We start from the raw sequence: 25,442 nt of genomic DNA on the forward strand, positions 1-25,442 counted from the left end.
GCGGGGTCACATCGGGCGGGGGACGTCCAGGGAGAAGCGGACGTCGTCCAGCAGCGCGCCGGGGTGACGGCCCGACGGCAGCCACCCGGGCAGCTCGCCGACGGATGACACGTCGGCCTCGACCCTGGACAGCCGCATCCGGCCACGCGCCTTGAGCCGGGTCCCGCGAAGGGAGTGGTCCGGGAACTCCTGGGCCACGCGGGCCCTGCTGACCACAGGGAGCCGCGGCCCCTTCGCGCGGGCCGTGGCCGACACCTGCCAACCGGCGCCAGTGGCGCTCGACGCGGTGAACGGCGTTCCGTCGGCGGGGGCGCCGGAGAAGTCGGCCAGGGTCTTGGGGATCGACCAGTTGGCGCGTCCGCCAACCAGGCTGCTGGGGGAGTCGACCGCCATGAACGGGATGGTCGCCACGAGGCGTCGGCCGAGTCCCCGCCCGAACAGGACAGCGACGGCGCCGAACACCTCGTCGTAGGTGCCGACCGGGGTGTCGGCGTACCGCACGAGTCCGCCGACGACTGCGACAGCCCTACCCCGCTCTCGCACCGAGGCGGGAAGCGCTGCCGTCGCCGCGGGAGTCGCCTTCGACCACCACACGACGGCGGAGGCCCTGACGGACCAGGGAGCCGGTGCGGAATTTCCGGGAAGTGTGCCGACCAGCTCGGGTGGGAGGTCGGTCTCGGGCACGCCGTACACGTCGGTCGGGTCGAAGCTGTCCATGCCGACAGCATGACGCACCACCGGTGCCATGGACATCGCGGCCGTCACCGACTTGAGTGGAGCCATGGACGTCGACGTGATCGTGATCGGACTCGGCCCGGGCGGCGAGTCCGCGGCCACCCAGCTCGCGAAGGCGGGACTCAAGGTGGTCGGCATCGACCGAAGACTGGTCGGCGGTGAGTGCCCCTACTTCGGCTGCATCCCGTCGAAGATGATGATCAGGGCGGCTGACGTGCTCGCCGAGGCCCGGCGGATCCAGGGACTGGCCGGTTCCGCCGACGTACGCCCCGACTGGTCGGTGGTCGCCGACCGGATCCGCGACGAGGCCACCGACGACTGGGACGACCAGGTCGCCGTCGAGCGGCTGGAGGCCGCCGGCGCGGTCTTCGTGAGGGGAGAGGCCCGGATCACCGGACCCGGCCGGGTCGAGGTCGACGGCACGACGTACGTCGCGTCGCACGGCGTGGTGCTCAACACCGGCACCGAACCGGCCGTGCTGCCGATCGACGGGCTCTCCGGGTCGCCGTACTGGACGAACCGCGAAGCGGTGCGGGTCACCGAGCTGCCGGCGTCGATGGCCGTCATCGGTGGTGGCGCCATCGGCGTCGAGCTGACCCAGGCCTTCGCCAGGTTCGGCGTCGAGGTGACCCTGCTCGAGGTGGCCGACCGGATCCTGGCCCCCGAAGAACCCGAAGCGTCGGCGCTGGTCACCCGGGCGCTGGAGGCGGACGGTGTCCACGTGCGCACCGGGGTGCGGATCGACCAGGTGCGCCACGACGGGCGGTTCCACCTCACGGTCGACGGCGACAGCGTCGAGACGGACCAGCTGCTGGTCGCCGCGGGTCGCCGCACCAACCTCGCCGGCATCGGGCTCGACACGCTCGGCCTCGACGAGACCGCGCGCAGCCTGGAGACCGACGAGCGGATGCGGGCCGGCGAGCGGCTCTGGGCGATCGGCGACATCACCGGGAAGGGCGCCTTCACCCACATGTCGATGTACCAGGCCGACGTGGCGGTGCGCGACATCCTCGACCAGGACGGTCCGGCCGCCGACTACCGCGCGGTCTCACGCGTGACGTTCACCGACCCCGAAGTCGGGTCGGTCGGCCTCACCGAGCACCAGGCCCGCGAGCGCCGTGGCGACGTACGCGTCGGTCTCTCCGCCGATCTCGGCACTCGCGGCTGGATCGCCAAGGGCGAGGGCCTGATCAAGCTCGTCGCGGACGGTGACGTGCTCGTGGGTGCCACCGCGGTCGGGCCCAGCGGGGGAGAGGTGCTCTCGATGCTGACCACGGCCGTGCACGCACGGGTCCCGATCGCGACCCTGGCATCGATGCACTACGCCTACCCCACCTTCCACCGCGCGGTCGCCACGGCCGTGCAGGAGCTGGCCTGATCCGTTCGGCTGCACCTCACGCGCCAACACTGGTGTACTTCCTCCATGGGAGATCAGGGCGACGACCTGGGGGAGAAGGCCGACGAGCTCGGTCGGCGTGCCGACAACAGCGACACCGTCGACCACGCGGTGAGGTTCGGGCTGGTGGTCTACGGGCTCGTGTACCTCCTCGTCGCCTGGCTGATCGTCCAGCTGGCACTGGGCGAGCGGCGAGGTTCTGTCTCGACCAAGGGCGCGCTCAAGGAGGTCGCGGAGCAGCCGTTCGGCGACGTCCTGCTCGTGGTGGTCGCCGTGGGCATGGTCGTGCTCGTGCTGTGGCGGCTGCTTGACCTGTTCGTGGGGCACCGCGACGAGGAGGGCGCTGACCTGTGGCGTGGACGCGGCGCAGACCTGCTCAAGTCCGCAATTTACGGATTCCTCGGGTGGAAGGCGTTCGGACTGGCCACGGAGAGCTCGTCGAGTGGAGGCACCAAGGTGCTCACCGCACGGATCATGGACCTGCCGATGGGCCGGGTCCTCGTGGGCGCGATCGGGCTCGCGATCGTCGGCTACGGAGTCGCCAACCTCTGGAAGGGTCTCAGCAACAAGCACCGCGAGCACCTGGCACACGAGGGCCGCAGTGGCAACGCAGGATCGGCGTACCTGCTCCTCGGCAAGGTCGGCTACGTGTCCAAGGGGCTGGTGGTCGGGCTGGTCGGCGCGCTGTTCGTCTACGCGGCGATCACGCACGAGCCGAAGGACTCCAGTGGGGTGGACGGCGCCGTGCGGGAGATCCTGCACCAGCCGTTCGGTACGCCGCTGCTGGTGGCGGTCGGCCTGGGCATCGCGAGCTACGGCCTCTTCGCCCTGGCCCGGGCGCGGCACCTCTCACGATGACGTCGCGCCGACGCTGGACCGGTGCCCGCGGCGTGGTCGATCGGCTGCTAGAGTTCGGGTCGTTCGACATCCTTTAACGAGCCGTCCCGTGAGGCGGAGAAGGAGGTCCGGCAAGCACATGCCTGCCCCGACCCAGCCCGGCGATGACGCCACTCCCGAGGGTCACATCGTGCTCGATGCCCGTGACATCTCCCGGGCGCTGACTCGCATCAGCCACGAGATCCTCGAACGCAACAAGGGCCCCGAAGACCTGGTTCTCCTCGGCCTGCACACCCGCGGCGTCCCGCTGGCCAGGCGGATCGCGGAGCGCATCGAGTCCGTCGAGGGCACGCCGATCGCGGTCGGCTCGCTCGACGTCACTATGTACCGCGACGACCTGCGCTCGCACCCCACCCGCGGACCGCAGAAGACCGTGGTGCCGGCCGGCGGCATCGACGGTCGCACCGTCGTGCTGGTCGACGACGTGCTGTTCTCCGGCCGCACCATCCGCTCGGCCCTCGACGCGGTCAACGACCTGGGCCGCCCCTCGACGGTCCGGCTCGCCGTGCTGGTCGACCGCGGCCACCGTGAGCTGCCGATCCGGGCCGACCACGTCGGCAAGAACCTCCCCAGCGCCCGCAGCGAACGGGTCAGCGTGCGCCTCGACGAGATCGACGGCCACGACGAGGTCCGCATCTCCCAGATCGGAGCCAAGCCGTGAAGCACCTGCTGTCCATCAACGACCTCGACGTCGACGCGATGCGGATGATCTTCGACACCGCCGCCGAGATGCACGACGTGCAGCACCGCGAGGTCAAGAAGCTGCCCGCCCTGCGTGGCCGCACGGTGATCAACCTGTTCTTCGAGGACTCCACCCGCACCCGGTCGAGCTTCGAGATCGCCGGGAAGTGGCTCTCGGCCGACACCATCAACATCACCGGCAAGGGCTCCTCCACGTCGAAGGGCGAGAGCCTGCGCGACACCGTGCTCACCGTCTGCGCGATGGGCGTCGACGCGCTGGTCATGCGCCACCACGCGAGTGGGTCGGCGCAGCAGGTCAGCGAATGGGTCGACGCGGTCGTGATCAACGCCGGTGACGGAACCCACGAGCACCCCACCCAGGCGCTTCTCGACGCCTACGCGCTCGAGCTGAAGCTGGGCAGCCTCGAGGGTCGCCGCATCGCGATCGTCGGAGACCTCACCCACAGCCGGGTCTTCCGCAGCAACGTGCTGGCCCTGACCAAGCTCGGCGCCGACGTCACCGTCGTGGCGCCACCGACCCTGATGCCCAGTGGCATCGACGCCTGGGCGAAGGCGAGCGGCTTCTCGACGTCCTACGACCTCGACGAGGTCCTGCCCGGCGCCGACGCGGTGATGATGCTGCGCGTGCAGCGCGAGCGCATGAACGGCGCGTTCTTCCCGACCGCCCGCGAATACACGGTCCGCTACGGGCTGACCCGTGACCGACTGGCCACCCTCAAGCCGGACACCCCGATCCTGCACCCCGGCCCGATGAACCGCGGCCTCGAGATCGCCGCCGACGCTGCCGACGCCGCCCAGTCGCTGGTTCTCGACCAGGTCTCGGCCGGAGTCGCGGTGCGCATGTCCGTGCTCTACCACCTGCTCGCCGGAGAGGAAACCGCATGAGCACCCACACCAGCCCCGGCGACAAGATCGTCGTCAAGGGCGCGTCCCTGCTCGGGGAGCAGGCGACCGACCTGCTGCTCGAGGACGGCGTGATCCGCGAGATCGGCTCCGTCTCCGAGAAGGGCGCCCGCGTGATCGAGGCCGACGGCCTGGTCGCCCTGCCCGGGCTCGTCGACCTGCACACCCACCTGCGTGAGCCCGGTCGCGAGGACGCCGAGACGATCCGCACCGGCTCCGCTGCCGCTGCGGTCGGCGGCTACACCGCGGTGCTGGCGATGGCCAACACGAGCCCGGTCACCGACACCGCCGAGAACGCCGAGCGGGTCTTCGACCTGGGTCGTGCGGCCGGGCTGGTCGACGTACACCCGGTGGGCGCGGTCACCCGCGGCCTGGCCGGGGAAGAGCTCGCCGAGCTCGGCCTGATGGCCACCAGCCGGGCCCGCGTGCGGGTCTTCTCCGACGACGGCAAGTGCGTCGGCGACGCCCGCGTGATGCGCCGGGCCCTCGAATACGTCAAGGCGTTCGGCGGCGTGATCAGCCAGCACTCCCAGGACTCCTCACTGGCCGGCGCGTCCGCGTGCTGCCACGAGGGCGAGGTCTCCGGCCAGCTCGGCCTGCCCGGCTGGCCCGGCATCGCCGAGGAGGTCATCGTCGCCCGAGACGTGATGCTGGCCCGTCACACCGGCTCACGCGTCCACGTCGCCCATGTGAGTACGGCGGGCAGCGTCGAGGTGATCCGCTGGGCCAGGGCCCAGGGCATCGACGTCACCGCTGAGGTCACGCCGCACCACCTGCTGCTCACCACCGACCTGCTCACCGGCTACGACCCGACGTACAAGGTGAACCCGCCGCTGCGTCCGGTCGAGGACGTCGAGGCGCTGCGTGCCGCCCTGGCCGACGGCACGATCGACGCGGTGGCCACCGACCACGCACCGCACGCCCGCCACGACAAGGAGCACGCCTTCGTCGACGCGGCCTTCGGCATGCTCGGCCTGGAGACCGCGCTCGGCGTGGTCAACACGGTCATGCGCGGCAACGACCTGCTCGACTGGGCCGGCGTGGCCCGCGTCATGTCGGCCAACCCCGCACGCATCGCCGGTCTCGCCGACCAGGGCCAGGCCCTCCAGGTCGGCGCCCCGGCGAACCTCACCCTGATCGACCCCGAGGCCCAGGTCACCGTCGACCGCGACGCCTCCGTCTCCCTCTCCCGCAACAACCCGTGGCACGGCCGCACCCTCACCGGTGCGGTGCACGCCACCCTGTTGCGTGGAGTGCCCACCGTCCTGGAAGGAAAGCTCGTATGACTGAGGCTGTGCTGGTGCTCGAGGACGGCCGGGTCTTCCATGGCGAGGCCTACGGCGCCGAAGGCGAGACGTTCGGCGAGGCGGTGTTCTCCACCGGCATGACCGGCTACCAGGAGACGCTCACTGACCCGTCGTACCACCGCCAGGTGGTCGTGATGACCGCCCCGCACGTCGGCAACACCGGCGTCAACGACGAGGACCCCGAGTCCTCGCGCATCTGGGTGTCGGGCTACGTGGTCCGCGACCCCGCCCGCGTCCCGTCGAACTGGCGCTCGGTGCGCTCGCTCGACGACGCGCTCCGCGACCAGGGCGTCGTCGGCATCTCCGGCATCGACACCCGTGCGCTGACCCGACACCTGCGCGAGCGCGGCGCCATGCGGGTCGGCATCTCCTCGACCGGCGGCAGCGTCGAGGCCCTCCTGGAGAAGGTCCGCGCGTCCGGCGAGATGGCCGGCGCCGAGCTCTCAGGCGAGGTCTCGACCAGCGAGGCGTACGTCGTACCCGCGGTCGGGGACAAGCGGTTCACCGTCGCCGCCCTCGACCTCGGCATCAAGGCGAACACGCCGCGGATGATGGCTGAGCGTGGCATCGAGGTGCACGTGCTGCCGGCGAACTCGAGCATCGACGACGTGCTCGCCGTCAAGCCCGACGGCCTCTTCTTCTCCAACGGCCCCGGCGACCCGGCCGCCACGACCGGTCAGGTCGAGCTGCTCAGGACCGCACTCGAGCGCGGGCTGCCCTACTTCGGCATCTGCTTCGGCAACCAGCTCTTCGGTCGCGCACTCGGCTTCGGCACCTACAAGCTGAAGTACGGCCACCGCGGCATCAACCAGCCGGTGATGGACCGTACGACGAACAAGGTCGAGGTCACCGCGCACAACCACGGGTTCGCTGTCGACGCCCCGCTCGACAGGGCGACCGAGACCGACTTCGGCACCGTCACCGTGAGCCACGTTTGCCTCAACGACGACGTCGTCGAGGGCCTCGAGCTGCGCGACGACACCGGCAACCTGAAGAGCTTCTCGGTGCAGTACCACCCCGAGGCCGCCGCCGGCCCGCACGATGCGGCGTACCTCTTCGACCGGTTCATCGACCTCATGGAAGGGCAGGCCTGAGATGCCGAAGCGCGAAGACATCAAGTCGGTCCTGGTCATCGGCTCCGGGCCGATCATCATCGGCCAGGCCTGCGAGTTCGACTACTCCGGCACCCAGGCCTGCCGGGTGCTCAAGGCCGAGGGCCTGCGGGTGATCCTGGTCAACTCCAACCCGGCCACGATCATGACCGACCCCGAGTTCGCCGACGCGACGTACGTCGAGCCGATCACGGCCGAGTTCGTCGAGAAGGTGATCGCCAAGGAGCGCCCCGACGCGCTGCTGGCCACACTCGGTGGGCAGACGGCCCTCAACTGCGCGGTCGCCCTCGACGCCAACGGCGTCCTCGAGAAGTACGGTGTCGAGCTGATCGGCGCCAGCATCGAGGCCATCGACCGCGGCGAGAACCGCCAGGTGTTCAAGAAGATCGTCGACGAGCTGGGCGGCGAGAGCGCCAAGTCGATCATCTGCCACTCCATGGACGACCTGCTCGCGGCGGCCGACGAGCTCGGCTACCCGATGGTGGTGCGTCCGTCGTTCACGATGGGCGGCACCGGCTCCGGCATGGCCTACAACGAGGCCGACCTGCGCCGCATCGGCGGCTCCGGCCTGGCCGCCAGCCCGACCACCGAGGTGCTCCTCGAGGAGTCGATCCTCGGCTGGAAGGAGTATGAGCTCGAGGTCATGCGCGACACCGCCGACAACGTGGTGATCATCTGCTCGATCGAGAACGTCGACCCGATGGGCGTGCACACGGGTGATTCGATCACCGTCGCGCCGGCGATGACGCTCACCGACCGCGAGTACCAGAAGATGCGCGACCTCGCGATCGGCATCATCCGCGCGGTCGGCGTCGACACCGGCGGCTGCAACATCCAGTACGCCGTCAACCCGGCCGACGGCCGCCTGATCGTCATCGAGATGAACCCTCGGGTCTCGCGTTCCTCCGCACTGGCCTCGAAGGCGACCGGCTTCCCGATCGCGAAGATCGCGGCCAAGGTGGCCATCGGCTACACGCTCGACGAGATCCCCAACGACATCACCAAGGAGACGCCGGCGAGCTTCGAGCCGAGCCTCGACTACGTCGTGGTGAAGGTGCCGCGGTTCGCGTTCGAGAAGTTCCCCGGCGCCGACCCGGTGCTCACCACGCACATGAAGTCGGTGGGGGAGGCGATGGCGATCGGCCGCAACTTCACCGAGGCCCTGCAGAAGGCGCTGCGCTCGCTCGAGAGCAAGGACGCGGTCTTCGACTGGAGCCACCAGTGGGTCGACCTCGACAAGTCCGCGCTGCTCGACGAGATCCGGGTGCCCCACGACGGCCGCCTGCGCAAGGTGATGGACGCGATCCGTGCCGAGGCCACCCCCGAGGAGATCTTCGAGTCCACCAAGATCGACCCCTGGTTCCTCGACCAGCTCGCGCTGATCAACGAGGTGGCCGGCGAGATCGCCGCCGCCGACGGTCTCACGCCGAGCCTGCTGCGCAAGGCCAAGCGGCACGGCTTCTCCGACGCCCAGATCGGCAAGATCCGCAACATGGGTGCCGACGTGGTCCGCGGAGTGCGCCACGCCCTCGGCGTACGCCCGGTGTTCAAGACCGTCGACACCTGTGCCGCCGAGTTCGCCGCCCAGACGCCGTACTACTACTCGTCCTACGACGAGGAGTCCGAGGTGCTCCCGCGCGAGAAGGAAGCGGTGATCATCCTCGGCTCGGGCCCGAACCGCATCGGCCAGGGCATCGAGTTCGACTACTCGTGCGTGCACGCCAGCATGGCGCTGAGCGAGGCCGGCTACGAGACGATCATGGTCAACTGCAACCCCGAGACCGTCTCGACCGACTACGACACCTCCGACCGGCTCTACTTCGAGCCGCTCACCCTCGAGGACGTCCTCGAGATCGTCGACGCCGAGCGCGCCGCCGGCCCGATCGCCGGGGTCATCTGCCAGCTCGGGGGACAGACCCCTCTCGGCCTGGCCCGCGGACTCGAGGAGGCCGGCGTGAAGATCGTCGGCACCTCGCCGGCCGCGATCGACCTGGCCGAGGAGCGGGGCGCGTTCGGCCGGGTCCTGCACGAGGCCGGCCTGCCCGCCCCCAAGCACGGCACGGCGACGACCTTCGGCCAGGCCCGCGAGATCGCCGAGGAGATCGGCTACCCGGTGCTGGTGCGGCCGTCGTACGTCCTGGGCGGCCGCGGCATGGAGATCGTGTACGACGAGGGCGCGCTGGAGTCCTACCTCGAGAAGTACGTCGCCAACGGCCTGATCAACGAGAAGCAGCCGGTGCTGGTGGACCGGTTCCTCGACGACGCGGTCGAGATCGACGTCGACGCGCTGTTCGACGGCGAGGAGCTCTTCCTCGGGGGCGTGATGGAGCACATCGAGGAGGCCGGCATCCACTCCGGTGACTCCTCGTGCGCGCTGCCGCCGATCACCCTGGGCAGCTCGGAGATCGAGCGGATCCGCAAGTCCACCGAGGCGATCGCCCGCGGCGTCGGCGTGCGCGGCCTGCTCAACATCCAGTACGCGATGGCCTCCGACGTGCTCTACGTGCTCGAGGCCAACCCGCGCGCCTCCCGCACGGTGCCGTTCGTCTCCAAGGCGACCGCCACTCCGTTGGCCAAGGCCGCGGCCCGGGTGATGCTCGGTGCCTCGATCGCCGACCTGCGTGCCGAGGGCCTGCTCCCGGCCGGCGACGGCGGCCTGCTGCCCGACGGTTCGCCGATCGCGGTCAAGGAGGCGGTCATGCCGTTCAACCGGTTCCGTACGCCGGAGGGCACCATGGTCGACGCCGTGCTCGGGCCAGAGATGCGCTCGACCGGTGAGGTGATGGGCTTCGACGCCGACTTCGGCACCGCCTTCGCCAAGGCCGAGGCCGCCGCCTACGGATCGCTCCCGCTGCAGGGCAAGGTGTTCGTCTCGGTCGCCAACCGCGACAAGCGGCACATGATCTTCCCGATCAAGCAGCTCGCCGAGATGGGCTTCGAGATCGTCGCCACCGCCGGCACGGCCGAGGTGCTGCGCCGCAACGGCGTCACCTCCACCGTGGCCCGCAAGCACTTCGAGGGCGACGGCCCCGGGGGTGAGCAGACCATCGTCGGACGCATCCACGACGGCGAGATCGCCCTGGTCGTGAACACGCCGCACGGCACCACCAGCGGTGGCTCGCCACGCGTCGACGGCTACGAGATCCGGGCCGCGGCGATCATGACCGACATCCCCTGCATCACCACGATCCAGGGCCTCGGTGCCGCCGTACAAGGCATCCAGGCGATGCAGGCCGGCAGCATCGGCGTCCGGTCGTTGCAGGACTGGGCGAAGCTCCTCACCAGCAACACGAAGAAGGAGGAGCCGACCGCGTGAAGCCCTACGCGCTGCTCTTCGACCACGTGCTGACCCGCACCGATCCGGAGCGGGCCCACCACGCGGCCTTCGCCGCGATCCGGGCGGGTCGTCCGGTGACGGGTGCAGTCCGCCGACGGCTCGTGCCCGACCAGCCGGTGACCGCGTTCGGCCTCACGTTCGCCAACCGGCTGGGGCTGGCCGCCGGCTTCGACAAGAACGCCCTCGGCATCGACGCGCTGGCCGGGCTCGGCTTCGGCCACGTCGAGATCGGCACGGTGACCGGGGAACCGCAGCCGGGCAACCCGAAGCCGCGGCTGTTCCGGCTGCCCGAGGACCGCGCGGTGGTCAACCGCATGGGCTTCAACAACGACGGCGCCGAAGTGGTCGCCCGACGACTCGCGGCTCGGCGCGCAAGAATCCACGGTTCGCGCATCAAGAGTCCACGGTTCGCGCAGGACGGATCGAGAACAGTTCTCGGGGTGAACATCGGGAAGACCAAGGTCGTGCCCGAGGACGACGCGATCGCCGACTACGAGAAGTCCACGCGGCTGCTGGCCCCCGAGGCCGACTACCTCGTCGTCAACGTGAGCTCGCCAAACACCCCCGGCCTGCGCAACCTGCAGGCCGTCGAGAAGCTCGAGCCGCTGCTGGCCGCCGTACGCCGGCAGGCCGACGCGGTCACCGAGCAGCACCTGCCGCTGCTGGTGAAGATCGCACCCGACCTCAGCGACGACGACGTCCTGGCGGTTGCCGACCTCGCCAAGGCACTCGGCCTCGACGGCGTCATCGCCACCAACACGACGATCTCCCGCGACGGACTGCGCAGTCCCCGCGAGAAGGTCGACGCGATCGGTGCCGGCGGGCTCTCCGGACGGCCCCTGGCCGACCGCTCCCTCGACGTGCTGCGCCTGCTCAAGGGCCGCGTGGGCGACGACCTCGACCTGGTCTCCGTCGGCGGCCTCACGACGCCGGACGACGCGCTGGCCCGCCTCGACGCCGGGGCCGCACTGCTGCAGGGCTACACCGCGTTCATCTACGAGGGCCCGCTGTGGCCGCGGCGGGTGCTGCGAGGCCTGGCCGACTGATGAGCAGCGCACGCGATCCGCTCCACGTCAACGGCGAAGTGCTGGTGGTGAAGAAGATCGGTGCCTACCGCCACCTCACCATCGCGGCGTCCGGCATCGCCGAGCGCTACCGCCCGGGCACGTTCGTCGCGGTGTCCATCGGCGACCTCACCCCGCGCACCCACCTCGCCCGCCGCAGCTTCTGGATCACCGGCGTCCGGCCGACCGGCAGCCACGGACCGACCATCGAGCTCGTCGTCGAGCCACGCGGCGTCGGCTCGACCTGGCTCGCCGACCGGCGCCAGGGCGACCACCTCGAGCTGACCGGACCCCTGGGCCGCCCGTTCGCGCTGCCCAAGGAGCCGGTGTCCTGCCTGCTGGTCGGTGAGGGGTACGCCGCCGGCGCGCTCTTCCCGCTGGCCGAGCGGCTCCGGGCGCGTTCGTGCACCGTCACGATGCTGCTCGGCGCACCCGACGAGGTCCACCTGCTCGGCGCACTCGATGCCCGGCGAGCCGCTCGCGCCGTCTCGGTGGTCACCGGTGACGGCTCGGTGGGCCGCCGCGGCGACATCGCCGGCGCCCTGCCCGAGGTGATGGACGGCATCGAGGTGGTCTACGCGACCGGGTCCCACGGGGCCCTCCACGCGGTCGCCGCCGCCGCGGAGCAGCACGGCGCCTGGAGCCAGGTCGCCGTCGAGACGCCCCAGGCCTGTGGCACCGGCCTGTGCCAGGGCTGCCCCCTTCCCGTCGTCGGCGAGGACGGCGTGGCCCGCGTGGTGCGGGCCTGCGCCGAGGGTCCGGTGATCCGGGGAGACCGGGTCCGCTGGGCCGACCTGGGGGTCTCATGAACCTCGGCAGCGTCACCCTGGCCAACCCGGTCATGACCGCCTCGGGGTGCGGTGGCACCGGCCGTGAGCTCGCCGACTTCGACGCGCTCGACGCGGTCGGGGCGTTCGTCACCCGCTCGATCACCCTCGACCCGCGCCCCGGGTCGCTGCCGCCGCGCGTCGTGGAGACACCCTCCGGACTGGTGCACACGATCGGCCTGCAGAACCCCGGCCTCGACCAGTTCCTCACCCGCGAGCTGCCCTGGCTGGCCGCCCGGCGGACCCGCACCTTCGTCTCGGTCGCCGGCTCGACCCTGGGGGAGTACGCCGACCTCGGCCGCCGGCTCGGACGTTCCCCGGGAGTCACCGGCATCGAGGTGAACCTCTCGGAGCCGGGCGACCTCGGCCTGTTCGACACCCGTGAGCCGTTCCAGGCCGCCCGGGTGGTGCAGGCCGTACGCCGCGACCTGCCGCCGGGCCTCCCGGTGATCGCCAAGCTCGCGCCCGACCCGACCCGGATCGTCGAGACCGCGCGGGCGATCGCCGAGGCGGGCGCCGACGCCGTCGTGCTCGGCAACGCCGCCCCGGCCCTGATGCCCGACGGTCGACCCGCGGGGCTGAGCGGCCCGGCGATCCGCCCGCTCGCCCTGCGCTGCGTGCACGACGTCCACGCCGAGCTGCCCGACCTCCCGCTCATCGGCACCGGCGGCATCACGACCGCCGACGACGCCAGGGCCTTCCTCGCCGCCGGTGCGTTCGCCGTACAGATCGGCACCGCACTGCTCCACGACCCGACCACCGCCGCCCGCATCGCGGCCGAACTCCAGGGAGAACCCACATGACCAGCACCAGCTTCGGCGCCCGCTACCGGGCCATGCTCGACACCCGGGGCCCGCTCTGCGTCGGCATCGACCCGCACTCCTCACTACTCCTCGACTGGGGCCTCGACGACGACGTGGCCGGCCTCGAGCGCTTCGCGATGACCGTCGTGGAGGCGGTGGCCGGCGAGGTGGCCGTGGTCAAGCCGCAGTCGGCGTTCTACGAGCGCTTCGGCAGCCGCGGTATCGCCGTCCTCGAGAAGGTGATCAGGGAGAGCCGGGCCGCCGGCACCCTGGTGCTGCTCGACGTGAAGCGCGGCGACATCGGCTCCACGTCGCAGGCCTACGCCGACGCCTACCTCGACCCCTCCTCGCCGCTCTTCTCCGACGCGATCACGGTCAGCCCCTACCTCGGCTTCGGCTCTGTGACGCCGATGATCGAGACCGCGCTGCGCAACGACGCCGGCGTCTTCGTGCTCGCACTCACCTCCAACAAGGAGGCTCCCGAGGTGCAGCACGCCGTCGACGCCGACGGACGCACCGTCGCCGGGGGAGTGCTGGCCAGGCTGCGTGAGCTCAACGCCGGGGCCGACCCGCTCGGCTCGGTCGGTGCCGTGATCGGCGCGACCATCGGCGACACGGGGGAGGACTTCGACTTCAACGGCCCGATCCTCGCGCCCGGTGTCGGCGCCCAGGGCGGCACCGTCGACGACGTACGCCGCATCTTCGGCTCCGCCGCGCGCAACGTGACACCCAGCAGCTCACGACAGCTGCTGCTGCAGGGCCCCGACGCGTCGAGCCTGCGTGACGCCGTACGCCGCACCAACGACGAGTTCCGGGCCCTGGCGGTCTGATGCGTCGCCTGTTGCCTGCGCTCCTCGCCGCCCTGCTGGTGCTGCCCACCGGGTGCGCGCAGAGCAAGGAGGAGGCGCGCGACGCCTACTGCAAGAAGGTGAAGGCCGAGAGCGAGTCGATCACCCGCAAGGTCGACGAGGGCGGCGCCGGTGCGGCCCTCGACCTGCTGCCGACCCTGGAGGGCCTGGCCGAGGAGTCCCCGGACGACCTGAAGGACGAGTGGCAGACCTACCTCAACGCCCTGCGTGGCTGGCGCGACGCACTGGACGACGCCGGGCTGGAACCCGAGGACGTCGCCAAGGGCCTGCCCAAGGGGCTCTCCCGCGAGGAGCGTCAGCGAGTGCTCGGGGCGATCTCGGTGGTGCAGGGTGACGACGTCAAGGCGGCCTCCGAGGGCATCGAGCAACAGGCACTCGACGTGTGCGGCACGTCATTGCTGTGAGGTGACGGGGCACCCCAGCGTTGCCGAGGCACAAGGCCTGTGACTAGATTGACCACCACGTCCGCCACCGCACGATCGATCGAGGATTCCCACCCGTGGCCCTGCCCCCGCTCACACCTGAACAACGCCAGGCTGCCCTGGACAAGGCCGCCGCTTCGCGTCGGGAACGCGCCGAGGTCAAGAACCGGCTGAAGAACTCCGGTGCCTCGATCGTCGACGTCCTCCACGAGGGCCAGTCCAACGAGGTCATCGGCAAGATGAAGGTCGTCGACCTGCTCCAGTCGATGCCGGGCCTGGGCAAGGTTCGCGCGCGTCAGCTGATGGAGCGCCTGAGCATTGCCGAGAGCCGCCGCGTCCGCGGCCTGGGCAGCAAGCAGGTCGCTGCCCTCGAGGCCGAGTTCTCCTCGCGGGGCTGAGGACTTGACGGCACCCCAGTCCAACCGGCTCGTCGTCCTGGCCGGACCCACCGCGGTCGGCAAGGGCACCGTGGCCTCGGTGATCCGCGACGACCACCCCGACGTGTGGATCTCCGTGTCGGTGACCACCCGCCCGGCGCGTCCCGGCGAGGTCGAGGGTGTGCACTACCACTTCGTCTCCGACGAGCGCTTCGACGAGATGGTCGAGCGTGGCGAGCTGCTCGAGTGGGCGGTCGTGCACAAGGCGGCCCGCTACGGCACCCCGCGCGGCCCCGTCGACGAGGCACTGGCGTCCGGCCGGCCGGCCCTGCTCGAGATCGACCTGCAGGGTGCACGCCAGGTCAAGGTGAACATGCCGGAGGCACTCTTCGTCTTCCTGGCCCCGCCCAGCTGGGACGAACTCGTCCGCCGACTGGTCGGCCGCGGCACCGAGGACGAGCGCGAACGCGAGCGCCGCCTCGAGACGGCGCGGGTCGAACTCGCCGCCGAGGCCGAGTTCGACAAGACCATCGTGAACCGCGAAGTTCACGCTGCAGCCAACGAGTTGGTAACCTTGATGAAGGCCCCTCTGCGGGCCTGATGAAATCCAGCCATCGCTGGGTGCAATTCCAACTACTTGTGAGGCGTGTGCACGTGTCTGTCCCCACCGGCGAGGGTGTCACCAACCCTTCCATCGACGATCTGCTCACCAAGACGGACTCGAAGTACAAGCTGGTCCTCTACAGCGCCAAGCGCGCCCGGCAGATCAACGCCTACTACTCCCAGCTCGGCGAGGGCCTGCTTGAGTACGTCGGCCCGCTGGTCGACACCCACGTCCAGGAGAAGCCCCTCTCGATCGCCCTGCGCGAGATCAACGAGGACCTCCTGACCTGCACCGACATCGACCCGGCCGAGCTCGCCGCCGAAGAGGCCGCTGCTGCTGCCGCCGCCGCGGAGCCCGATCTCACTGCGTCCGAGTAACTCCCCGGAGTTCCGATGACGGAATCCTTGCACCACGACGTGGCCGCTTCCGCTGTGCGGGAGCGGCCTCGTGTCGTCCTCGGAGTCAGTGGCGGCATCGCGGCCTACAAGGCATGTGAGCTGCTGCGCCGCTTCACCGAGTCCGGCCACGACGTCACCGTCGTACCCACCGCCGCCGCCCTGGAGTTCGTCGGTGCCCCGACGTGGGCGGCGTTGTCCGGCAAGTCGGTGGCCACCGACGTCTGGACCGGCGTCGAGCAGGTGCCGCACGTCCGCATCGGGCAGTCGGCAGACCTCGTCGTGGTCGCCCCGGCCACCGCCGACCTGATCGCCAAGGCGGCACACGGCCTCGCCGACGACCTGCTCACCAACACGTTGCTCACCGCGCGTTCCCCGATCGTGTTCGCCCCGGCGATGCACACCGAGATGTGGGAGCACCCGGCCACGGTCGCCAACGTCGCCACCCTGCGGTCCCGCGGCATCCTGGTCATCGAGCCGGCCGAGGGCCGGCTCACCGGCAAGGACACCGGCAAGGGGCGCCTCCCCGAGCCCGCCGAGATCTTCGAGTTCTGCACCGACGTGCTGGCGCGCGGCGCCGTACCCGCCGACCTGACCGGCCGGCAGGTCGTCGTGTCCGCCGGCGGCACCCGCGAGTACCTCGACCCCGTGCGCTTCCTGGGCAACCGTTCCTCGGGCCTCCAGGGCTACGCGCTCGCCCGCACGGCCGCCGCCCGGGGCGCGGAGGTGACCCTGGTCGCGGCCAACGTCACGCTGCCCGACCCGGCCGGAGTCAAGGTGGTGCCCGTGTCGACCACGGCCGAGCTGCGCGACGCGGTGGTGAGCGCCACGGCGTCCGCCGACGCCGTCGTGATGGCGGCCGCGCCCGCCGACTTCCGGCCGACCAGCGTCAGCAGCGACAAGATCAAGAAGGCCGCCGACGGCTCTGCGCCGGCCATCGAGCTGGAGCAGAACCCCGACATCCTCAAGGAGATCTCGCACCACCGGACCCGTGAGGCGCAGGTGATCGTCGGCTTCGCTGCCGAGACCGGCGACGACACCGGCACGGTGCGTGAGCTCGCCCTCGCCAAGCTGGCCCGCAAGGGCTGCGACCTGCTGGTGGTCAACGACGTCAGCGGGGGAGCCGTGTTCGGCAGCCCCGACAACGAAGCGGTGATCCTGTCCCGGGAGGGGGAGGCGACCGAGGTCCCGCGCGGCACCAAGGGAGCCCTGGCCCACGCCATCTGGGACCAGGTGGCACGGCGACTGACCTGACCGTCAGGGCAAGATTGCGGTGAGACACGAGCACGTAACTCCACCGCTGGACTATCGTTTTGAGAGCACACCAACAATTCGGGAGTGAGATCCACTGTGGCTGGACGCCTTTTCACGTCGGAGTCGGTGACCGAGGGTCACCCCGACAAGATCGCTGACCAGATCAGCGACACCGTTCTTGACTACCTCATGGAGAACGACGCCGACAAGGAGAACCTCCGCGTCGCCGTCGAGACCCTGTTGACCACGGGCCTCGTCGTCGTCGCCGGTGAGGTGCGCACCAACGCCTACGCTCCGGTCGCCGAGCTGGTCCGCAAGAAGATCCTCGAGATCGGCTACGACCACTCCGACAAGGGCTTCGACGGCACCACCTGTGGCGTCCAGGTCGCGATCGGCGGCCAGTCGGTCGACATCGCCGCCGGTGTCGACGACGGCCACGAGTCGCGGGTCGGCTCCTCGGACGACGACCTCGACAAGCGTGGTGCCGGCGACCAGGGCCTGATGTTCGGCTACGCCAACGACGACACCCCCGAGCTGTTCCCGCTGCCGATCAAGATCGCGCAGACCCTCTCGGAGAAGCTCTCCGAGGTCCGCAAGGACGGCACGCTGCCCTACCTGCGTCCCGACGGCAAGACCCAGGTCACCATCGAGTACGACGCCGACAACCGTCCGGTGCGCATCGACACGGTGGTGCTCTCCACGCAGCACTCCGCCGAGATCGACCACCCCACGCTCGAGGGCGACATCAAGAAGCACGTCATCGACGCGGTGCTCGAGGGCTTCGACATCCCCTCCGACGACTACCGCATGCTGGTCAACCCGACCGGCAAGTTCGTGGTCGGTGGCCCGATGGGTGACGCCGGCCTGACCGGTCGCAAGATCATCGTCGACACCTACGGCGGCATGGCCCGTCACGGTGGCGGCGCGTTCTCCGGCAAGGACCCGTCGAAGGTCGACCGCTCCGCGGCGTACGCCATGCGCTGGGTGGCCAAGAACGTCGTCGCCGCGGGCCTGGCCCGTCAGTGCGAGGCACAGGTCGCCTACGCCATCGGCAAGGCGCACCCGGTGGGTGTCTTCATCGAGACCTTCGGCACCGGCACCGTCCCGGACGAGAAGATCCAGGAAGCCGTGCTCCAGGTCTTCGACCTGCGCCCGGCCGCGATCATCCGCGACCTCGACCTGCTCCGCCCGATCTACGCCAAGACCGCTGCCTACGGCCACTTCGGTCGCGAGCTCCCCGAGTTCACCTGGGAGCGCACCGACCGCGCCGATGCCCTCAAGGCCGCCGTCTCCGGCTGATCCGTTCGTCGCATTCCCCGGTGCACCGGGGAAACCTGCACTCCCCACGCGAGTTTTCGCGTGGGGAGTGCGCGTTTTCTGTGGGGAGTCGGCTCGACCCTCGCCCCGCCCCCGACCCGTGCGCCGACCAACTCCCGGCGTACGACGGGGCCTGTCGGCCGCGACTGGTAGGAATGCCCCGATGACCAAGCCGACGTACGACGACCTCACCGGGCAGCCCGAGCTGTTGCCCGGACTCGTGCGTGCGCGGGCCAAGGGCAAGGCCCCGGCCAAGAAGGCGATCGAGTTCGCCGACGTCGACCCGGTCGCGCAGGTGCTGGTCGACCTGCCGCTGGCCCACCTCGACCGGCCCTTCGACTACGCGGTGCCCTCGGCGATGGCCGACGCCGCCGTGCCCGGTGCCCGGGTGAAGGTCAGGTTCGCCGGACAGGACGTCGACGCGTTCGTCGTGGCCCGGGTGGCCAGCAGCGACCACACCGGCCGGCTCCAGCCCCTGCGTCGCGTGGTCAGCGCGGAGCCGGTGCTCGCCGCGGCGATCGCCGCGCTGAGCGAGCAGGTCGCCCGGAGATACGCGGGCAGTCGCGCCGACGTGCTTCGACTTGCGGTGCCGCCACGGCACGCCACCACCGAGAAGGAGTCGTCGGAGCCGGCACCGGTGCGCCGACCCGAGGGCGCTGCCGAGGCCGGCCTGGCCTGGTCCGCGGACACCCACGGTGCCGGCTTCGTCGAGGCACTGGCCGACGGCCGTTCCCCGCGTGCCGTCTGGTCCGCCGCACCGGGCACCGACTGGCCCACGAGGCTCGCCCACGCGGCTGCTGCGACGTACGCCTCGGGCCGCGGCAGCATCATCTGCGTGCCTGACGGCAAGGACGTCGCCCGGGTCGACGCCGCCCTGACGGCCGTGCTCGGCACCGGTCACCACGTCACGCTCACCGCCGACAGCGGGCCGGCCGCCCGCTACCGCGACTTCCTCTCCGTCTCCCGTGGCGTCCGCCGCATCGTGGTCGGCACCCGGGCAGCGGTCTTCGCGCCGGTCCACGATCTCGGCCTGCTGGTGATCTGGGACGACGGCGACGACCTCTACGCCGAGCCCCGCGCGCCCTACCCGCACACCCGTGAGGTGCTGCTGATGCGCGCTGAGGCCGAGGGTGCCGCGGCCCTGGTCGGCGGGTTCGCCCGCACCGTCGAGGCCGAATACCTCCTCACCACGGGCTGGGCGGCCGAGATCCTGCCGACCCGCCAAGCGCTGCGCGACGGCCTCACGGTCGCGGTCACCGGCGCCACCGACCGTGAGCTCGAGCGCGACCCGATGGCCCGCGCCACCCGCTTCCCGGCGCTCGCGTTCGACACGATCCGCTCCGCCCTGGCCGACGGACCCGTCCTGGTGCAGGCACCGCGGGCCGGCTACGCGGCGTCCCTGGCCTGCGAACGCTGCCGCACCCCGGCCCGCTGCGGCAGCTGCACGGGCCCGCTGCGCCAGGCCAGCAGCGAGCAGGCCGTCGCCTGCGCCTGGTGCGGCACGGTCCACCCCGACTTCGCCTGCACCACCTGCGGTCACCGCGGCCTTCGGGCACCGGTGCGTGGTGACGCGCGTACGGCGGAGGAGCTCGGCCGCACCTTCCCGCGCACGGTGGTGCGCAGCTCCAGCGGAGACCGGGTGCTGAGCCGGGTCGACGCCAAGCCGGCGATCGTGGTCGCCACACCCGGGGCCGAACCGGTCGCCGACGGGGGATACGCCGCCGTGATCCTGCTCGACACCTGGCTCGTGCTGGCCCGCCTCGACCTCCGCACCGCCGAGGAGGCCCTGCGCCGCTGGATGAACGCCGCAGCCCTCGCCGCCCCCGGTGGGAAGGTCGTGGCGGTCGGCGACCCGGCCGAGCCGACCCTCCAGGCACTGGTGCGGTGGGACCCGGGCGGCTTCGCCCGACGCGAGATGGAGGAACGGCGCTCCGCACACCTGCCGCCGGCCAGCCGGATGGCCACGATCACCGGCTCTGCCGGACCCCTCGACGACGCCCTGACCCTCCTGAGCAAGCCCGAGGGCGCCGAGCTGCTGGGTCCGATCGAGGTCCCGGCCGCTCCGGGCCACACGGCTCCCGAGAGTCCGGAGTTCCGGGCCGTGCTGCGGGTGCCGCGCAGTCACGGACCCGCACTCAGTGATTCACTCGGCGAGCTGCAACGGCTCCGCTCGGCCCGCAAGCTCGATGCCGTGAGGGTGCACGTCGACCCGCCGGGCCTCTGACGTCCCCCCCACCGGGGGAATGCCCCCACAGGCCGCAGACGTCTACACTTGCCCGCGCACTCGACCCACCAAGGAGAACCGTGGCCATCCAGCCGATCCGACTCTTCGGTGACCCGATCCTGCGCAGCCGCGCCCTCGAGGTCACCACGTTCGACAAGGAACTGCGCGCTCTCGTCGCGGACCTGACCGACACCATGCTGGAGGCCCCGGGGGCTGGCCTGGCCGCACCGCAGATCGGTGTGGGAGTCCGCGTCTTCACCTGGAACGTCGACGGCGAGCTCGGCCACCTGGTCAACCCGGTGCTCGACCTCTCCGAGGAGACCCAGTTCGGCCCCGAGGGCTGCCTGTCCCTGCCCGAGCTGACCTACGACTGCCGACGCGCGATGTCGGTGGTGGCGTCGGGGTTCAACATGCACGGCGAGCCGGTGAGGATCGAGGGGTCCGAGCTGCTGGCCCGCGCGATCCAGCACGAGACCGACCATCTCGACGGCGTGCTGTTCATCGACAAGCTCGACACCGAGGCCCGCAAGGACGCCATGCGCACGATCCGCGAGTCCGACTGGTTCGGCCTCGAGAAGCCCAAGGTCAAGGTCTCGCCCCACGCCACGAACGGGTTCGGTCTCTGATGCGGGTCGTCTTCGCCGGCACCCCCGAGGTCGCCGTACCCGCGCTCGAGGCGATCGCGGCCAGCCCCCACGAGCTGGTCGGCGTGGTCACCCGCCCCGACGCCCCCTCGGGCCGGGGGCGCAAGCTGGTCGCCTCGCCCGTCGCCCAGCGCGCCGAGGAGCTCGGCATCCCGGTGCTCAAGCCGGAGCACCCCCGCGACCCCGACTTCCAGGAGCAGCTGACGGCCCTCGCACCCGACTGCTGTCCCGTCGTGGCGTACGGCGCACTCCTGCCGCAGTCGGCCCTCGACATCCCCGAGCATGGCTGGATCAACCTGCACTTCTCGCTGCTGCCCGCCTGGCGCGGAGCAGCCCCGGTGCAGCACTCAATCTGGGCCGGCGACGAGATGACCGGTGCCACCACGTTCCGCATCGTCAAGGCGCTCGACGCCGGACCCGTCTTCGGCGTGATGACCGAGACCATCCGGCCCACCGACACCGCCGGCGACCTCCTCGGCCGCCTGGCCCAGGGCGGGGCGGGCCTGCTGGTGGCCACCCTCGACGGCATCGCCGACGGCCAGCTCGAGGCCCGCGAGCAGCCCGACGAGGGCGTCAGCATCGCGCCGAAGATCCTCGTCGACGACGCCGCCGTCGACTGGACCGAGCCCGCCGTACGCGTCGACCGCCGCGTCCGGGCCTGCACGCCCGGCCCGGGTGCCTGGTCGACCCACGACGAGCAGCGGATCAAGATCGGCCCGGTCACCATCGACACCGAACACGAGCCGCTGGCCCCCGGCGTGCTGGCTGTCGGCAAGAACTCCGTGCACGTCGGCACCGGCACCGACCCGGTGAAGCTGGGCGAGGTCAAGGCGTTCGGGAAGAAGCAGATGAACGCGGCCGACTGGGCCCGCGGCGTCCGCCTCGAGCCGGGCACGCGTTTCGGTGACGGGTGAGTGCGACTACCGTCGTTGCCATGACGCGCGGGGCCACACCTGAGGACATCGAGACGATCTGCCTGTCGCTGCCCGAGGTCGAGTTCGGCACGTCGTGGGGCGACCGCCCGACGTACAAGGTGCCCAAGGGCGACAAGGGCAAGGGCTTCGTGCTCCACCGCATGCCGCACAGGACCGCGATCGATCCCGAAACAGGTGAGATGTACGACGACCTGCTGGTGATCCACACCCCGACGCTCGAGGACAAGGAAGCCCTCGTCGCCGACGAACGCCTGCCGTTCTTCACCGTCGACCACTTCAACGGTTTCCGGGCGGTGCTGGTGCAGGAGTCGCGCCTCGGCGAGATCGACCTCGACGAGCTGACCGAGATCATCACCGACGCCTGGGCGTCCAAGGCGCCCAAGCGGCTGGCCAGGGAGTTCTTCGCCGAACGGTCCACGGATGGCTGACCCGCGCCGCGGCGGTGCAGCACGTGGTGCGCGGCGTCCGACCACGAGCTCCGGCGGTCGGCCCCCGGCACCCAATGCCAAGGTCGACCCGCCTCGGGCGGCTGCGTACGACGTGCTGAAGCTGGTCCGACTCGAGGACGCCTACACCAACCTGGTGCTCCCGCACGTCCTGGCCGAGCAGGGCCTGAGTGGCCGCGACGCCGCGTTCGTGACCGAGCTGGTCTCCGGCACGATCCGCCGGCAGGGCACCTACGACGCGATCATCCGCGCCTGCCTCGACCGCCCGAAGGTGGAGGCCAAGGTGCTCGACGCGCTGCGGCTCGGCACCCACCAGCTGCTGTCGATGCGGGTGCCGACCCACGCCGCGATCAGCACCACGGTCGACCTGGTCCGCGCCCGCGTGGGTCAGGGTCCTGCCGGGTTCACCAATGCCGTGCTGCGCCGCGTGACCGAGCACGACCTCGACGAGTGGATCCGCCTGCTCGCACCCGCTGACACCCTCGGCTTCGCGACGATCGCGCACTCGCACCCGCGCTGGGTGGTCGAGCAGCTCGGCCACGCCCTCGCCGCGGGCAAACGGCGCGAGGAGCTCGACGCGCTGCTGGCCGCCGACAACGCGTCACCCAAGGTGACCCTGGTGGCCCGTCCCGGTCTGGTGACCGTCGACGAGCTCACCGAAGCCGGTGGCGAGGCGACCGGGCGTACGCCGTACGCCGTCGCGCTGCCCGGTGGCGACCCCGGAGCCGTCGAAGCCGTGGCGCAGGGCCGCGCCGGCGTCCAGGACGAGGGCTCCCAGGCAGTGGCGCTGGCCTGGGCCGCGGCTCCCATCGAGGGTCGCGACGAACGCTGGCTCGACGCGTGCGCCGGACCGGGTGGCAAGTCCGCCCTGGTGGCCGCGCTGGCCACCGGCCGCGGTGCCCGACTGCTGGCCTCGGAGCGACAGGAGCACCGGGCCGGCCTGGTGCGCCGCGCCACCGCCCGGGTCGGAGCGGGCATGGCCGGCATCGTGGTCGCCGACGGAACCCGACCGGCCTGGGCTCCGGGCACGTTCGACCGGGTGCTGGTCGACGTGCCGTGCTCGGGCCTGGGTGCCCTGCGCCGACGCCCGGAGTCCCGCTGGCGGCGCACGCCGGAAGACGTCGCCGGGCTGGTGCCGCTGCAGCGGGCCTTGCTCGAGCAGGCGGTCATCGCCACGCGCGCAGGGGGAGTCGTCGGCTACGTCACGTGCTCGCCGGTGATGGCCGAGACCCGTGAGGTGGTGGAGCACCTGCTCGCCACCCGCGACGACGTCGAGCTCCTCGACGCCCCCGCGATCCTCGGATCGGTGCCGGGCGTGCACCTCGACGACGTCGCCGGGCCGATGCCGGGGACCGTGCAGCTGTGGCCGCACCGGCACCAGACCGACGCGATGTTCCTGGCCCTGCTGCGTAGGCGTTGATCAGCTCCTCCGGCTGATCAGTTCTTCTGGCTGATCAGTTCTTCTGGCTGATCAGCTCTTCTGGGAGAAGTCGTCGAACGGCGCGAGCGCCTTGCCGGCGTCGGCGTACTGCTCGATGCCCTGGAGGCTCCACCCGTCCTGGGCGACCAGGGTGCGGAGTTGCGCCAGGGTGAGTCCGGGGTCGCCCTCCACCGTGAACACCTGCTGGCCCTTGGCTCCGTCACTGGGCTCGACCGAGTTGCTGGCCCGGATGGTCACCCGGGAGCCGTCGGCCTGCAGCGCGTCGGCGGTGCGGATCACCAGGGTGCTGCCGTCGACCTGCGGGACCTGCTCCTCGAACGTGATCACCGTGCTCCCGCTGGCCGTCACGGTGCGCGTGCATGAGCCGACGTCGTCGGAGTACTTGCCGCTCTGCCGCTGACACGTGAACAGGGTGGGGTCGGGCGCGGTCGGCTGGAACCCGACGAAGACGCGTCCGGCATCGCCGGTGGCGGTGGGCGTGAAGTCGAAGGCGCCGTTCCCCTCAGCCTGGGTCCGGTTCACGTAGGAGAGGATCAGGTGATCGTCCTGCCCGCCGTACGCCTTGGTCGTCCCGGGCACCAGGTCGGACACCTTCGCGACCAGGGCCGCGGTGAGAGTGCGGGTGCGGACCACCGGGCTGACGGTGGGCGACGGCGTGGAGGGTGACGGCGTCGAGGTTGCGCTGGGGGCCGCGGCCACCGCGCCGTTCCCGGATCCACCACCCGGCAGCCCGAGTACCGTCCCGCCGACAGCAAGGACGCTGACACAGGCCGCGGCGGCGAGGCAGGTGCCGACGGTACGACGACGGCGGATTCGGGTGCCGGCCTGCGTGGCCACGTCGACGAGGGTGTCGAGGTCGAGGGAGGCACCGGCGAGCGAGTCGTGCATGCGGGTGCGCAGGTCATGGTCATCGGAGTGCGTCATGGTCTTCCTTCTCGAGGTGGTGGCGGAGCCGGGCGAGGGCCCGACGGGAACGGGAGCGGACGGTGGCCTCGGTCAGCGACAGTTCACCGGCGGTCTGGGTGACGCTGCGGTCCTCCCAGTAGCGGCAGACGAGGATGAGCCGGTCGGCCGGCGACAGGTGGGCAAGAGCAGCCATCAGGTCGAGCCGCTCGTCGGAGCCGGGGGAGTCGACCGGTTCCTCCGGCAGGACGTCGACCGGTCGCTCGGAGTTGCGACGCAGGCGCTTGTGCGACATGAACTCGTTGAACAGTGCGGTGCGGGCATACGCGACCGGGTGGTCGGTGCGCCGTACCCGACGCCAGGATGCGAAGAGTCGGGCGTACGTCGCCTGGGTCAGGTCCTCGGCCAGGTGATGGTCGCCGGTCAGCAGCATCGCCGCACGGTAGAGACGCTGGCCCGTCGCACGGGCGAACTCCTCGAACTCGACGGTCCCGGGGCCCGTCCTGTCTTCCTTCACACCCACTTGAC

25 protein-coding genes are annotated in these 25,442 nt (G+C 71.1%); 22 read left to right on the forward strand and 3 right to left on the reverse strand.

The window, feature by feature from the left end; genetic code table 11:
• Window positions 1-6: 6 nt before the first annotated feature.
• Complete coding sequence (locus tag ASD30_RS04685; protein WP_162250916.1) at window positions 7-717, reverse strand: acetoacetate decarboxylase family protein; 711 nt, start codon at window positions 715-717, stop codon at window positions 7-9.
• Between the two features lie 28 nt (window positions 718-745).
• Between ASD30_RS04685 and ASD30_RS04690 the strand changes: the two genes are divergently transcribed.
• The 22 genes from ASD30_RS04690 to ASD30_RS04795 all read left to right on the forward strand — a co-directional run bounded on the left by ASD30_RS04690 (window position 746) and on the right by ASD30_RS04795 (window position 23,990).
• Window positions 746-2,113 (forward strand): dihydrolipoyl dehydrogenase family protein, encoded by a 1,368-nt coding sequence (locus tag ASD30_RS04690; protein WP_156388644.1) that lies wholly within the window; start codon window positions 746-748, stop codon window positions 2,111-2,113.
• A 45-nt stretch (window positions 2,114-2,158) separates the two neighbouring features.
• A complete protein-coding gene (locus ASD30_RS04695; RefSeq protein ID WP_056677514.1) occupies window positions 2,159-2,989 on the forward strand; it encodes a DUF1206 domain-containing protein in 831 nt (276 codons plus the stop codon).
• A 118-nt stretch (window positions 2,990-3,107) separates the two neighbouring features.
• Entirely contained in the window at window positions 3,108-3,689 is a 582-nt protein-coding gene (gene pyrR, locus ASD30_RS04700) for a bifunctional pyr operon transcriptional regulator/uracil phosphoribosyltransferase PyrR (RefSeq protein ID WP_056677516.1), read from the forward strand.
• The gene (locus ASD30_RS04705; RefSeq protein WP_056677519.1) at window positions 3,686-4,615 is read left to right on the forward strand and encodes an aspartate carbamoyltransferase catalytic subunit; all 930 of its coding nucleotides are present in this window, start codon (window positions 3,686-3,688) and stop codon (window positions 4,613-4,615) included. The genes pyrR and ASD30_RS04705 overlap by 4 nt, the downstream gene beginning before the upstream one ends.
• Window positions 4,612-5,919 carry a dihydroorotase gene (locus ASD30_RS04710; RefSeq protein ID WP_056677522.1) on the forward strand — a complete coding sequence of 436 codons (1,308 nt, stop codon included), beginning with the start codon at window positions 4,612-4,614 and terminating at the stop codon, window positions 5,917-5,919. The genes ASD30_RS04705 and ASD30_RS04710 overlap by 4 nt, the downstream gene beginning before the upstream one ends.
• Window positions 5,916-7,034, forward strand: a complete 1,119-nt coding sequence (carA, locus tag ASD30_RS04715; protein WP_056677524.1) for a glutamine-hydrolyzing carbamoyl-phosphate synthase small subunit — start codon at window positions 5,916-5,918, stop codon at window positions 7,032-7,034. Before ASD30_RS04710 ends, carA begins: the two co-directional genes overlap by 4 nt.
• Before the next feature lies 1 nt (window position 7,035).
• On the forward strand, window positions 7,036-10,368 hold the full coding sequence (gene carB / locus ASD30_RS04720; RefSeq protein ID WP_056677527.1) for a carbamoyl-phosphate synthase large subunit: 3,333 nt from the start codon (window positions 7,036-7,038) through the stop codon (window positions 10,366-10,368).
• A complete protein-coding gene (locus ASD30_RS04725; RefSeq protein WP_056677530.1) occupies window positions 10,365-11,435 on the forward strand; it encodes a quinone-dependent dihydroorotate dehydrogenase in 1,071 nt (356 codons plus the stop codon). Before carB ends, ASD30_RS04725 begins: the two co-directional genes overlap by 4 nt.
• Window positions 11,435-12,262, forward strand: a complete 828-nt coding sequence (locus ASD30_RS04730; protein ID WP_082563649.1) for an iron-sulfur cluster-binding protein — start codon at window positions 11,435-11,437, stop codon at window positions 12,260-12,262. Before ASD30_RS04725 ends, ASD30_RS04730 begins: the two co-directional genes overlap by 1 nt.
• Window positions 12,259-13,083 carry a nitronate monooxygenase gene (locus ASD30_RS04735; RefSeq protein ID WP_056677537.1) on the forward strand — a complete coding sequence of 275 codons (825 nt, stop codon included), beginning with the start codon at window positions 12,259-12,261 and terminating at the stop codon, window positions 13,081-13,083. Before ASD30_RS04730 ends, ASD30_RS04735 begins: the two co-directional genes overlap by 4 nt.
• On the forward strand, window positions 13,080-13,913 hold the full coding sequence (gene pyrF / locus ASD30_RS04740) for an orotidine-5'-phosphate decarboxylase (RefSeq protein ID WP_056677540.1): 834 nt from the start codon (window positions 13,080-13,082) through the stop codon (window positions 13,911-13,913). Before ASD30_RS04735 ends, pyrF begins: the two co-directional genes overlap by 4 nt.
• Window positions 13,913-14,356 carry a hypothetical protein gene (locus tag ASD30_RS04745; protein WP_056677543.1) on the forward strand — a complete coding sequence of 148 codons (444 nt, stop codon included), beginning with the start codon at window positions 13,913-13,915 and terminating at the stop codon, window positions 14,354-14,356. Before pyrF ends, ASD30_RS04745 begins: the two co-directional genes overlap by 1 nt.
• A gap of 95 nt (window positions 14,357-14,451) precedes the next feature.
• Complete coding sequence (gene mihF / locus ASD30_RS04750) at window positions 14,452-14,772, forward strand: integration host factor, actinobacterial type (RefSeq protein WP_056677546.1); 321 nt, start codon at window positions 14,452-14,454, stop codon at window positions 14,770-14,772.
• A 4-nt stretch (window positions 14,773-14,776) separates the two neighbouring features.
• Entirely contained in the window at window positions 14,777-15,352 is a 576-nt protein-coding gene (gmk, locus tag ASD30_RS04755) for a guanylate kinase (RefSeq protein WP_056677549.1), read from the forward strand.
• A gap of 53 nt (window positions 15,353-15,405) precedes the next feature.
• Entirely contained in the window at window positions 15,406-15,732 is a 327-nt protein-coding gene (gene rpoZ, locus ASD30_RS04760; RefSeq protein ID WP_056679305.1) for a DNA-directed RNA polymerase subunit omega, read from the forward strand.
• A 15-nt stretch (window positions 15,733-15,747) separates the two neighbouring features.
• On the forward strand, window positions 15,748-17,004 hold the full coding sequence (gene coaBC / locus ASD30_RS04765; RefSeq protein ID WP_056677553.1) for a bifunctional phosphopantothenoylcysteine decarboxylase/phosphopantothenate--cysteine ligase CoaBC: 1,257 nt from the start codon (window positions 15,748-15,750) through the stop codon (window positions 17,002-17,004).
• Between the two features lie 96 nt (window positions 17,005-17,100).
• Window positions 17,101-18,303 (forward strand): methionine adenosyltransferase, encoded by a 1,203-nt coding sequence (gene metK, locus ASD30_RS04770; RefSeq protein WP_056677555.1) that lies wholly within the window; start codon window positions 17,101-17,103, stop codon window positions 18,301-18,303.
• Between the two features lie 181 nt (window positions 18,304-18,484).
• Complete coding sequence (locus ASD30_RS04775; protein ID WP_056677558.1) at window positions 18,485-20,545, forward strand: primosomal protein N'; 2,061 nt, start codon at window positions 18,485-18,487, stop codon at window positions 20,543-20,545.
• 80 nt (window positions 20,546-20,625) lie between these two features.
• Window positions 20,626-21,171, forward strand: coding sequence for a peptide deformylase (def, locus tag ASD30_RS04780; protein WP_056677561.1), 546 nt, complete (start codon window positions 20,626-20,628; stop codon window positions 21,169-21,171).
• Complete coding sequence (fmt, locus tag ASD30_RS04785) at window positions 21,171-22,103, forward strand: methionyl-tRNA formyltransferase (RefSeq protein ID WP_056677565.1); 933 nt, start codon at window positions 21,171-21,173, stop codon at window positions 22,101-22,103. Before def ends, fmt begins: the two co-directional genes overlap by 1 nt.
• 20 nt (window positions 22,104-22,123) lie before the next feature.
• Window positions 22,124-22,552 carry an MmcQ/YjbR family DNA-binding protein gene (locus ASD30_RS04790; RefSeq protein WP_056677568.1) on the forward strand — a complete coding sequence of 143 codons (429 nt, stop codon included), beginning with the start codon at window positions 22,124-22,126 and terminating at the stop codon, window positions 22,550-22,552.
• Window positions 22,545-23,990 carry an RsmB/NOP family class I SAM-dependent RNA methyltransferase gene (locus tag ASD30_RS04795; RefSeq protein WP_056677571.1) on the forward strand — a complete coding sequence of 482 codons (1,446 nt, stop codon included), beginning with the start codon at window positions 22,545-22,547 and terminating at the stop codon, window positions 23,988-23,990. Before ASD30_RS04790 ends, ASD30_RS04795 begins: the two co-directional genes overlap by 8 nt.
• 51 nt (window positions 23,991-24,041) lie before the next feature.
• Here the strand turns inward: ASD30_RS04795 and ASD30_RS04800 are convergent, their stop codons facing one another.
• Together ASD30_RS04800 and ASD30_RS04805 are read right to left on the reverse strand one after the other, a co-directional pair.
• Window positions 24,042-24,935 (reverse strand): hypothetical protein, encoded by an 894-nt coding sequence (locus tag ASD30_RS04800; protein WP_056677574.1) that lies wholly within the window; start codon window positions 24,933-24,935, stop codon window positions 24,042-24,044.
• Window positions 24,919-25,431 (reverse strand): SigE family RNA polymerase sigma factor, encoded by a 513-nt coding sequence (locus ASD30_RS04805; RefSeq protein ID WP_056677577.1) that lies wholly within the window; start codon window positions 25,429-25,431, stop codon window positions 24,919-24,921. Before ASD30_RS04805 ends, ASD30_RS04800 begins: the two co-directional genes overlap by 17 nt.
• Window positions 25,432-25,442 lie beyond the last annotated feature (11 nt).

The organism is Nocardioides sp. Root140, from assembly GCF_001426745.1.
Classification (GTDB): domain Bacteria; phylum Actinomycetota; class Actinomycetes; order Propionibacteriales; family Nocardioidaceae; genus Nocardioides.

Excerpts from the sequence above, each read along its gene's own strand:
- ASD30_RS04685 (WP_162250916.1), bottom strand. The coding sequence starts at position 717 with ATGGACAGCTTCGACCCGACCGACGTGTACGGCGTGCCCGAGACCGAC.
- ASD30_RS04690 (WP_156388644.1), top strand. The coding sequence starts at position 746 with ATGGACATCGCGGCCGTCACCGACTTGAGTGGAGCCATGGACGTCGAC.
- ASD30_RS04695 (WP_056677514.1), top strand. The coding sequence starts at position 2,159 with ATGGGAGATCAGGGCGACGACCTGGGGGAGAAGGCCGACGAGCTCGGT.
- pyrR (WP_056677516.1), top strand. The coding sequence starts at position 3,108 with ATGCCTGCCCCGACCCAGCCCGGCGATGACGCCACTCCCGAGGGTCAC.
- ASD30_RS04710 (WP_056677522.1), top strand. The coding sequence starts at position 4,612 with ATGAGCACCCACACCAGCCCCGGCGACAAGATCGTCGTCAAGGGCGCG.
- carA (WP_056677524.1), top strand. The coding sequence starts at position 5,916 with ATGACTGAGGCTGTGCTGGTGCTCGAGGACGGCCGGGTCTTCCATGGC.
- carB (WP_056677527.1), top strand. The coding sequence starts at position 7,036 with ATGCCGAAGCGCGAAGACATCAAGTCGGTCCTGGTCATCGGCTCCGGG.
- ASD30_RS04730 (WP_082563649.1), top strand. The coding sequence starts at position 11,435 with ATGAGCAGCGCACGCGATCCGCTCCACGTCAACGGCGAAGTGCTGGTG.
- ASD30_RS04735 (WP_056677537.1), top strand. The coding sequence starts at position 12,259 with ATGAACCTCGGCAGCGTCACCCTGGCCAACCCGGTCATGACCGCCTCG.
- pyrF (WP_056677540.1), top strand. The coding sequence starts at position 13,080 with ATGACCAGCACCAGCTTCGGCGCCCGCTACCGGGCCATGCTCGACACC.
- ASD30_RS04745 (WP_056677543.1), top strand. The coding sequence starts at position 13,913 with ATGCGTCGCCTGTTGCCTGCGCTCCTCGCCGCCCTGCTGGTGCTGCCC.
- coaBC (WP_056677553.1), top strand. The coding sequence starts at position 15,748 with ATGACGGAATCCTTGCACCACGACGTGGCCGCTTCCGCTGTGCGGGAG.
- ASD30_RS04775 (WP_056677558.1), top strand. The coding sequence starts at position 18,485 with ATGACCAAGCCGACGTACGACGACCTCACCGGGCAGCCCGAGCTGTTG.
- fmt (WP_056677565.1), top strand. The coding sequence starts at position 21,171 with ATGCGGGTCGTCTTCGCCGGCACCCCCGAGGTCGCCGTACCCGCGCTC.
- ASD30_RS04790 (WP_056677568.1), top strand. The coding sequence starts at position 22,124 with ATGACGCGCGGGGCCACACCTGAGGACATCGAGACGATCTGCCTGTCG.
- ASD30_RS04795 (WP_056677571.1), top strand. The coding sequence starts at position 22,545 with ATGGCTGACCCGCGCCGCGGCGGTGCAGCACGTGGTGCGCGGCGTCCG.
- ASD30_RS04800 (WP_056677574.1), bottom strand. The coding sequence starts at position 24,935 with ATGACGCACTCCGATGACCATGACCTGCGCACCCGCATGCACGACTCG.